Raw genomic sequence first — 9198 nt, 5'->3', positions numbered from 1 at the left:
ACGTCGCCCATCCCGGCGGGCGCAATTACGACACCTTTCCGGTCAATGGCAACGAGGCGGAAGCTCGGCGGCTCGCCCGCTTCGAACCGCGCGGTCATACGCCATCCGCCTATGTGATCCGTGAAGAACAACCGGCGGAAGATTTCCCGATGACCCTTGACCTTCGGCGGCCGGCAAGACTCTGATCAGCGATGGCAAAGGGGAATCACAAGAGGGGACGCGGCAAGCCGCAGACCCACAGCCTGCTGGAGCACTACCAGCCGATCGACGGCGTCGTCGACGAGATGGTCGATGCGTCAGGCAATCCTCGCCCGGCCTGGAAGCATTTTGTCGAGGCGCTCGAGGAACTTGGCGCTGAAAAGCTCGGCCAGCGCTTTGCCCGCGCCGACCAGTATCTGCGCGATGCCGGCGTCTATTACCGCGTCTATGACAAGGCCGGTGCCAATGAGCGCGAATGGCCGCTGGCGCATGTCCCGGTTCTCATCGAGGAGAGCGAGTGGGCGGCGATCAGCGCCGGCCTCGTGCAGCGCGCCGACCTGTTCGAGGAAACCATCGCCGATATCTACGGGCCGAACCGGCTGGTCGAGAAAGGCATCCTGCCGGCGGGATTGATCGCCGCCAGCCCGGAATATTTGCGGCCTGTCGTCGGCACTAGGCCGGCCGGCGGCCACTTCCTGCATTTCTGCGCCTTCGAACTCGGCCGCGGGCCTGATGGCCGATGGTGGGTGCTGGGTGATCGCACGCAGGCGCCGTCCGGCGCCGGTTTCGCACTGGAAAACCGCGTCGCCACCACACGCGCGCTGTCCGACATCTATGGCGAGATGCATGTGCACCGCCTTGCCGGCTTTTTCCGCCGTTTTCGCGACGCGCTGATCGGCATGGCCAAGGAAACCGACGGCCGCGTCGCCATCCTGACGCCGGGGCCGCTCAACGAAACTTATTACGAGCACGCCTACATCGCCCGCTACCTCGGCATCATGCTGCTCGAAGGCGAGGATTTGACCGTCTCCGGCAGCCGGCTGATGGTGCGCACGGTTTCCGGCCTGATGCCGATCAGCGTGTTGTGGCGGCGGCTCGACGCCGCCTTCGCCGATCCGCTCGAACTGCGCGCGGATTCGCAGATCGGCACGCCGGGCCTGGTCGAGGCCATCCGCCAGGGCGCGGTTGCTACCGTCAACGCGCTGGGCTCCGGCCTGATGGAGACGCGCGCGCTGCTTGCCTTCCTGCCCAAGATTTCACGGGCCTTGCGGGGCGAGGAATTGCTGCTGCCAAGCGTCGCGACATGGTGGTGCGGGCAAGCAACCGAACGCGCGCATGTGCTGGCCAACATCGATCGCATGGTGATCGGGCCGGCGCTGTCGACGAGGCTTGCCTTCGAGGACGACGATTCAACGAAGCTAGGCTCGGCTCTGTCGGCCGGGGAGCGGGCGGAACTGGTGGCGCGCATTGAACGTGATGGCGGCGATTTCGTCGGCCAGGAAGCGGTGACGCTTTCGACGACGCCCGTCTATGTCGGCGGCTGGCTGGAGCCGCGGCCAGCCAGCCTGCGCGTCTACCTGGCGCGAACGCCGGAAGGCTGGACGGTGATGCCGGGCGGTTTTGCCCGTATCGGCCTGTCGCTCGACCCGACGGCGATCGCCATGCAGCGTGGCGGCCAGGCGGCGGATGTCTGGGTTGTCAGCGACAAACCGGTGGAGCGCGAGACGCTGCTGCCGCAGGAAGGCGACAGTTTCAGCCGCACCAGGCCCGGCAGCCTGCCCAGTCGCGCGGCGGAGAACCTGACCTGGCTCGGCCGCTATATCGAGCGCTCGGAAGACACGGTGCGCATCCTGCGCGCCTACCATGTGCGGCTCGCCGAAACCTCCGACCCGGATATGCCGCTGCTCGCCGACATCAGGGATTATCTCGAACCTTTCGGCATCGATGTGGAGACGGCGATCCCGTCAGGGCTGATCGGCACGCTGGATAGTGCGGTCTACAGCGCCGGGCAGATCCGCGACCGCTTCTCGCCCGATGGCTGGCTGGCGCTGAAGGACCTGTCGAAAACCATCCATCAGTTCGCAACGACGGTCGCGCCCGGCGACGACGCGACCCGGGCGATGACGGTCATCCTGCGCAAGCTCGCCGGCTTTTCCGGCCTGCTGCACGAGAACATGTACCGCTTCGCCGGTTGGCGCTTCCTCGAGATCGGCCGCCGGCTGGAGCGCGGTATCCAGATCTCCCGCACGCTGTCGCGGCTGACCAGCGCCAAGGCGCCGGACGGCGCGCTGGACATGATGCTGGAGATCGGCGACAGCGTGATGACCCATCGCCGCCAATATCCGGTGCAGGCCGGTCGGCGCACGGTGATCGACCTGCTGGCGCTCGATCCGCTCAATCCGCGCTCGATCCTGTTCCAGCTCGAAAGGCTGAAAGCCGAAATCGGCCTGTTGCCGTCACTCGGCGGCGAGGGACAAATGTCGCCGGCGGCGAAGGAAATCCTGCAGCTCAACACCCAGATCGCCATCAAGGAGCCTTCGGATATGACGGCAAAGGCGCTGGACGACCTCGCCTTTGAAATCGGCGGCCTCTACAACAGCCTCGCCAAAGCCTATTTCGGCTAAGCAGGTTCCGCAAAACTGTCGCACGGTTTTGCGACAAGAACCTGCGCAAAGGCAGAAAAATAGAACATGCTCTACGACATCAGGCTTCATCTGCATTACGATTACGCTGCAGCGGCCGGCGGCGGTCGTCATCAGGTGCGCGTACTGCCGTCGACGATATCAGGCGTGCAGCGTGTCATCGCCGCATCCCTGTCCTTTGCGCCGGCACCCAACGAACGTTCCGACTTTTCCGATTTCTTCGGCAACAACGTCACCTCGATCGCCTTTCGCGACGCGCATGACGCGCTCGACATTAGGATGAGCGCCCGCGTGTCGGTGTCTCGGCCCGAGCCCGGGCTCGACGTGTCGCCCGATATCGCCCGGCTGAGGCAAGAACTCGCCGCGATGCGGTCTCTGGCACCTGATGCACCGCACCACTTCCTGACGGCCAGCACCCATGCCGGCATCGACGATGCGATCACCGCTTACGCACGCGACAGCATCGCCGGCTCTGCCGCCGGCACGGCCGTGAGCCTGTGCAATCGCATCCATCGCGATTTCACCTATGACGGCGAAGCGACAACGGTGCGGACCCGGGCCAGTGATGCCTTCAAGTTGAAGCGCGGCGTTTGCCAGGACTTTTCACACATCATGATCGCCGGCCTGCGCGGGCTCGGTATTCCGGCCGGCTATGTCAGCGGCTTCTTGCGCACCATCCCGCCGAAGGGCAAGCCCCGGCTGGAAGGCGCCGATGCCATGCATGCCTGGGTCAAGGTCTGGTGCGGGCGCGATGCGGGCTGGCAGGAATTCGATCCGACCAACGGCATGCGGGCCAGCAACGACCATATCACCGTCGGCCACGGCCGCGACTATTCGGACGTGGCGCCGATCGTCGGCGTGCTCAAGACCACGGGGGGACAGGTTGGCGAGCAAGCTGTCGACGTCATTCCGGTCGTGCTCGAAAGAGCCTGAAGCAGGTCGTACACGCAGCGGTATTTGCGCCGCAATTCGGGATGGACAAGACTGCTTCTCAAATACCGATGCGGCCGCTAGTCTGTATTCGTTTCGGGGTGACGGTAGTTGTATCCTCAAGCGCATGGCGCGAGGTTTTGTAATTGAGAGCAATCAGCGTCGTCATTCCTGCCTGTAACGCGGCGGCGACCATTGCTGCAACGCTGGCATCGCTACGCAGTGAGGCCGAGATCATCGGCGAGATATTGCTGGTCGACGATGCGTCGACCGATGGCACGGCAACCGTCGCGCGGGAGGCCGCGGCACAACTCTCGTTGCCGCTGCGCGTGCTGTCGGCCAAATGCCGCGATGCAGGCGGTGCCCGCAATTTGGCGCTGGCCGAAGCGGTCTATTCCTGGGTCTACCTGATCGATGCCGACGACCTGCATCTGCGGGGCGGGTTGCGCGCACTGCTCCGCAAGGCTCAGGAGCAGCCGGAGGCCGACATGATCGTGGGTGCCTACCGGCGACGGGTGAACGGCCAGGACCGGCAGATCAAGATGCCGAACGGCTATCAGGCTGCGTGCCTGGCAAATGCCTCGTCCTATGTGAAAGGCGACATACGTTCGGTCGCCGTGGGCAGCGTTCTGGCATCGCGGACCCTGATCGGCGAGACGCGGTTCCCCATCGGAATGGCCTATGACGAGGACACGCTGTTCTGGGCACGGCTGATGAGCAAGGCATCGCTCGCCATGGTCTCGCAACCTGTCATGGTCTATGAGGTTTCGCCGGTACGTTCCGATGACCGCTTTGCCCTCAACCCGGTGCGGCGCTTTCTGGACTGGCGCCGGGAACTGCGCACACTCACCGACTGCAACATCCCGTTGTCGGCGCTCAAGGCCAGGGAAGGGCTTGTCGCCCTCAAGATCGCCCGGGTCCACTATGCGCGCGGCGATCTGGGCACCGCGGCGCGCTTCCTGGCGGTAGCCGCGGCCGCGCCGAAGCGGCGCTCAGAAGCTTGGCGCTGCCTGCGCTACAGGTTCAAGCTCGCGGCGCGGCGGCGTTTGTCCGCGCCGCCGATCAAGCTGCAAGGCGCTCTGTAGGCGCCAGCCACCGCGATATCGGCGCGAGGCGCTTTTCGGACGGCGGGTGGAACCAGCGGTCGGCCAGTGGCTTATCTACGGAATTCGCGTGGAGCCGACATGTTGCAAAAATCCGAATTGTCGCCCGGCCGACCGGCTGGCGAGGACGCTGTATCGCCAGATGGTGCGCCCAAAAACGGGGCACAAAGCTCGGCCGACCATGCGTCGCTTAGCTATGTCAGTGATGCTGAGCCCGGTATCCGGCGGCTGAAAACAGGCAAGGGGTTCTCCTACAAGGGACCGGACGGAGGAACAGTTTCGGACACTACCAGGGCCCGAATCGAGGCGATCGTCATTCCGCCGGCCTGGACGGATGTGTGGATTTCGCCGGACGCGGACGGCCATATCCAGGCAACCGGCAGGGACCAGCGCGGACGCAAGCAATATCGCTATCATCCGCAATGGGCCGAAGAGCGCGATGGTGCCAAATATTCGAGCCTTGTCGCTTTCGCCGAGAGCCTGCCGGACCTGCGGCACAGGATCGACAGCGATCTGCGCCGTCGTGGTCTGCCGTTCGAGCGTGTCGTCGCCGCGGTCGTCTGGCTGCTTGACAACACGATGATCCGGGTCGGCAATGCCGCCTACGCCCGCGACAACAAGAGTTTCGGGTTGACCACGTTGCGCGACCGGCATGTGGATATTGTCGGTTCAAGCCTGCGCTTTGCCTTCAAGGGCAAGTCGGGCAAGGAGTGGAAGCTGAAGCTGGTCGACCGCCGCATCGCCAGGATTGTGCGCGGCGCGCAGGACCTGCCAGGCCAGAAGCTGTTCCAGTATCTCGATGAGGACGGCAACAGACGGCCGGTCCGCTCCGAGGACGTCAACCGCTATATCCGTGAGGCGGTCGGCGACGCCTTCAGTTCGAAGCATTTCCGCACCGGCCTGGGGCGGCACCATTCACGCCGCGTCGCTGTTTGCCCAAACGGAACTGCCGCAAAGCCAGGCGCAGCGAAACAGGGCGATGAACAGCGTCATCGACAAGGTTGCCGAGCGGCTGGGCAATACGCGTGCCGTCTGCCGCAAATGCTATATCCATCCGCGGGTCTTCGAAGCGTGGTCCGAAGGGCGGTTGCTGAATGAGATGGCGCAAGCCAACAAACGCAAACGCTCCATCGATGGTCTCGATGACGAGGAAGCTCTCGTGCTGCGATGGCTGAAACTGGGAGAAAGCTGACCGGCGCGCTGGCCGTGGCCAAATCCGTCCACATCTGGATTTTTTTATCGACGTCGTGTCGGGATCGGTCTTACTGTTTCGTCCTTTGACAGAGAAAAGGACCAGCCATGCTCTACGCAATCCTCTGCTATGCCTCCGAAGATGTCGTCTGCTCCTGGAGCAAGGCACAGGACGATGAGGTCATGGCCAATCTCCTCGACGTTCAGGACAAGTACGCCAAGGCTGGTCGGCTCGGCCCGGTGGCACCGCTTCTGCCGACGACCGCCGCGACGACCCTGAGAAAGGTCAAGGGCGAATCGGTCGTCATCGACGGGCCGTTCGCCGAGACCAAGGAACAGTTCCTCGGCTTCTACACGCTCGAATGCGCCGATCTCGACGAGGCGGTGGAGTTCGCCCGCGAGCTTTCCGAAGTCAACCCGAGCGGCGGCTCCTATGAGATCCGGCCGGTCTCGATCTTCAATCCCGCCAAGGTTTCCGCATGACCGAGATGGCCTGGATAAGCTCCGCGATCAGCGCCGCCCGCCCGCAGGCGATGGGTGCGCTGCTGCGTTATTTCCGCGATCTCGATACGGCGGAGGAAGCTTTCCAGGACGCGTGCCTCAGGGCGCTGAAGAACTGGCCGCAGAACGGGCCGCCGCGCGACCCGGCGGCGTGGCTGATCTTCGTCGGCCGCAACAGCGGCATCGATGCGGTGCGCAAGCGCGCCAAGCAGGCGCCGATGCCGGAGGAAGACCAGGTTTCGGATCTGGAGGACGCCGAGAGCGATATCGCAGAGCGGCTGGACGGGGCGCACTACCGCGACGACATATTGCGGCTGCTGTTCATCTGCTGCCATCCTGATCTGCCGGCAACGCAGCAGATCGCGGTGGCGCTGCGCATCGTCTCCGGTCTTACGGTCAAGCAGATCGCGCGCGCCTTCCTGGTTGGCGAAAGCGCCATGGAGCAGCGCATCACTCGCGCCAAGGCGCGCATTGCGGACGCCGGCGTGCCGTTCGAGACGCCGGGCGCGGTCGAGCGGTCGGAACGGCTCGCCGCCGTCGCCGCCATGGTCTACTTGGTCTTCAACGAGGGCTATTCGACCAACAGCGGCGAGGCGCCGGCCCGCGCACCGCTGTGCGAGGAGGCGATCCGGCTGGCACGGCTAGTGCTGCGGCTGTTCCAGACCGAGCCGGAGATCATGGGGCTGACGGCGCTGTTGCTTCTGCAGCATGCGCGCGCACCGGCCCGTTTCGACGAGAGCGGCGAGATCGTGCTGCTCGAAGACCAGGATCGCAGCCTGTGGAGCCGCAAGATGATCGATGAGGGGCTGGCGCTGGTCGACAAGGCGCTACGCCATCGCAAGCCCGGCCCCTACCAGGTGCAAGCGGCGATTGCCGCACTGCACGCGCGGGCCGAAAAGGCGGAGGATACCGACTGGAACGAGATCGACCTGCTCTATCGCTTGCTGGAGCAGATGCAGCCGTCGCCGGTGGTCACGCTCAACCGGGCCGTCGCGGTCTCGAAGGTGCGTGGACCGGCGGAGGCGCTGGCCATGATCGAGCCGCTGGAAGAACGGCTTTCCGGCTATTTCCATTTTTTCGGCCTCAAGGGGGGCCTCTTGATGCAGCTCGACCGGGGCGACGAGGCGCGCGTCGCCTTCGACCGCGCCATAGCGCTTGCAAACACGGCGGCGGAAGCGGCACATATCCGCATGCATATCGACCGGCTGATCAGGGACGGTGCGGTACGCCCAGCGGCCAAGAAGGCAAACTGAGCGCCATCTGCCCCATCTGGCTCAATCGTGCAGTTTGGGCTTGGACCATGCCGGGGTGGTGATTTTCCCTTGAAACGAGTAATGCCACGCGATGATCGTGCCTGAGGTGCCTTTGTGCACGCGGGCAGCATGGCGCCAGGCTTTGACCGGCATGCCTTTTGTGCATGTCGTTGTTCCAAAACCGGGGGCACTTTTGGCGACATGCATTATGAGCGACGGAATCTGAAAGGGACAAGAATGACGATAGGCAACGAAACGACCGAACTGCTGGCGAAACTGGGTGTGGCCGAGGAGACGCTTGTCGGCGGCGACCTGATCGTGCGCAGCCCGGTGACGGGCGAGCAGATCGCGGCGCTGAGGACGATCTCGCCGGCCGAAGCGGCTAAGACCATCGATGCCGCGCACAAGGCCTTCCAGGCCTGGCGCATGGTGCCCGGCCCGCGGCGTGGCGAACTGGTGCGGCTGCTGGGCGAGGAGCTGCGTACGCACAAGGCCGAGCTTGGCCGGCTGGTCTCGATCGAGGTCGGCAAGATCCCGTCCGAGGGCCTCGGCGAAGTGCAGGAGATGATCGACATCTGCGATTTCGCCGTAGGCCTCTCCCGGCAATTGTACGGCCTGACCATCGCCACCGAGCGCCCGGGCCATCGGATGATGGAAACCTGGCATCCGCTCGGCGTCGTCGGCGTCATTTCCGCCTTCAACTTCCCGGTGGCCGTGTGGTCGTGGAATGCAGCCCTGGCACTGGTCTGCGGCGACGCAGTGGTGTGGAAGCCGTCGGAAAAGACGCCGCTGACCGCACTTGCCTGCGAGGCTATCTTCAAGCGTGCGGTCGAGCGCTTCGGCGCGGACGCACCTGATGGCCTGGCGCCGGTGCTGATCGGCGACCGCGCCGTCGGCGAGATCCTGGTCGATCACCCCAAAGTGCCGCTGGTTTCGGCAACCGGCTCGACCCGCATGGGCCGCGACGTCGGCCCGCGGCTGGCCAAGCGCTTTGCGCGCGCGGTGCTGGAACTCGGCGGCAACAATGCCGGCATCGTCTGCCCGACCGCCGATCTCGACATGGCGCTGCGCGCGATTGCGTTTGGAGCGATGGGCACGGCCGGCCAGCGCTGCACGACGCTGCGGCGCCTGTTCGTGCATGACAGCGTCTACGACGCCTTGGTTCCGCGCCTCAAGAAGGCCTACGAGAGTGTGTCTGTCGGCAATCCGCTGGAGACCTCCTCGCTGGTCGGGCCGCTGATCGACAAGGCGGCCTTCGACGCCATGCAGAAGGCGCTGAAGGAAGCCGCTGCCCATGGCGGCAAGGTGACCGGCGGCACGCGGGTCGAGAACGGCCATCCGGATGCGTACTACGTGCACCCGGCGCTGGTCGAAATGCCAAGCCAGGTGTCACCGGTGACGGAAGAGACCTTCGCGCCGATCCTCTACGTGATGAAATATTCGGACTTCGACGCGGTGCTCGACGAGCACAATGCCGTGGGGGCAGGCCTGTCCTCGTCGATCTTCACCCGAGACCTGCAGGAATCCGAGCGTTTCCTGGGTGTCGACGGATCGGATTGCGGCATTGCCAATGTCAACATCGGTACCTCGGGCGCCGAG

At 64.7% G+C, this 9198-nt stretch carries 7 protein-coding genes and 1 pseudogene; all 8 read left to right on the top strand.

Annotation, left to right across the window (positions count from 1 at the left end; translation table 11 throughout):
• The coding region (locus EOC06_RS25720; RefSeq protein WP_164898733.1) for a transglutaminase family protein at positions 1-185 on the top strand (185 nt) is incomplete at its 5' end.
• Between the two features lie 6 nt (positions 186-191).
• Positions 192-2603, top strand: a complete 2412-nt coding sequence (locus tag EOC06_RS25715) for a circularly permuted type 2 ATP-grasp protein (protein WP_128309102.1) — start codon at positions 192-194, stop codon at positions 2601-2603.
• A gap of 66 nt (positions 2604-2669) precedes the next feature.
• On the top strand, positions 2670-3554 hold the full coding sequence (locus EOC06_RS25710; RefSeq protein WP_127270501.1) for a transglutaminase family protein: 885 nt from the start codon (positions 2670-2672) through the stop codon (positions 3552-3554).
• 143 nt (positions 3555-3697) lie between these two features.
• A complete protein-coding gene (locus tag EOC06_RS25705) occupies positions 3698-4636 on the top strand; it encodes a glycosyltransferase family A protein (RefSeq protein ID WP_128309101.1) in 939 nt (312 codons plus the stop codon).
• A 99-nt stretch (positions 4637-4735) separates the two neighbouring features.
• Positions 4736-5846 (top strand): annotated as a pseudogene (locus EOC06_RS25700) (DNA topoisomerase IB).
• Between the two features lie 107 nt (positions 5847-5953).
• Positions 5954-6328 (top strand): YciI family protein, encoded by a 375-nt coding sequence (locus tag EOC06_RS25695; RefSeq protein ID WP_128309100.1) that lies wholly within the window; start codon positions 5954-5956, stop codon positions 6326-6328.
• Positions 6325-7599: an RNA polymerase sigma factor gene (locus EOC06_RS25690; protein ID WP_128309099.1), complete on the top strand. Its 1275-nt coding sequence runs from the start codon at positions 6325-6327 to the stop codon at positions 7597-7599. The genes EOC06_RS25695 and EOC06_RS25690 overlap by 4 nt, the downstream gene beginning before the upstream one ends.
• Before the next feature lie 237 nt (positions 7600-7836).
• On the top strand, positions 7837-9198 hold a 1362-nt coding region (locus EOC06_RS25685; protein WP_128309098.1), incomplete at its 3' end, for an aldehyde dehydrogenase family protein.

Source organism: Mesorhizobium sp. M7A.F.Ca.MR.362.00.0.0, from assembly GCF_004023175.1.
GTDB lineage: Bacteria > Pseudomonadota > Alphaproteobacteria > Rhizobiales > Rhizobiaceae > Mesorhizobium.
The sequence above is the reverse complement of the archived record's forward strand: the minus strand, read 5'-3'. Positions and strand labels throughout refer to the sequence as shown.

Coding starts and splice junctions, on each gene's coding strand:
- EOC06_RS25715 (WP_128309102.1), top strand. CDS start 192: ATGGCAAAGGGGAATCACAAGAGGGGACGCGGCAAGCCGCAGACCCAC.
- EOC06_RS25710 (WP_127270501.1), top strand. CDS start 2,670: ATGCTCTACGACATCAGGCTTCATCTGCATTACGATTACGCTGCAGCG.
- EOC06_RS25695 (WP_128309100.1), top strand. CDS start 5,954: ATGCTCTACGCAATCCTCTGCTATGCCTCCGAAGATGTCGTCTGCTCC.
- EOC06_RS25690 (WP_128309099.1), top strand. CDS start 6,325: ATGACCGAGATGGCCTGGATAAGCTCCGCGATCAGCGCCGCCCGCCCG.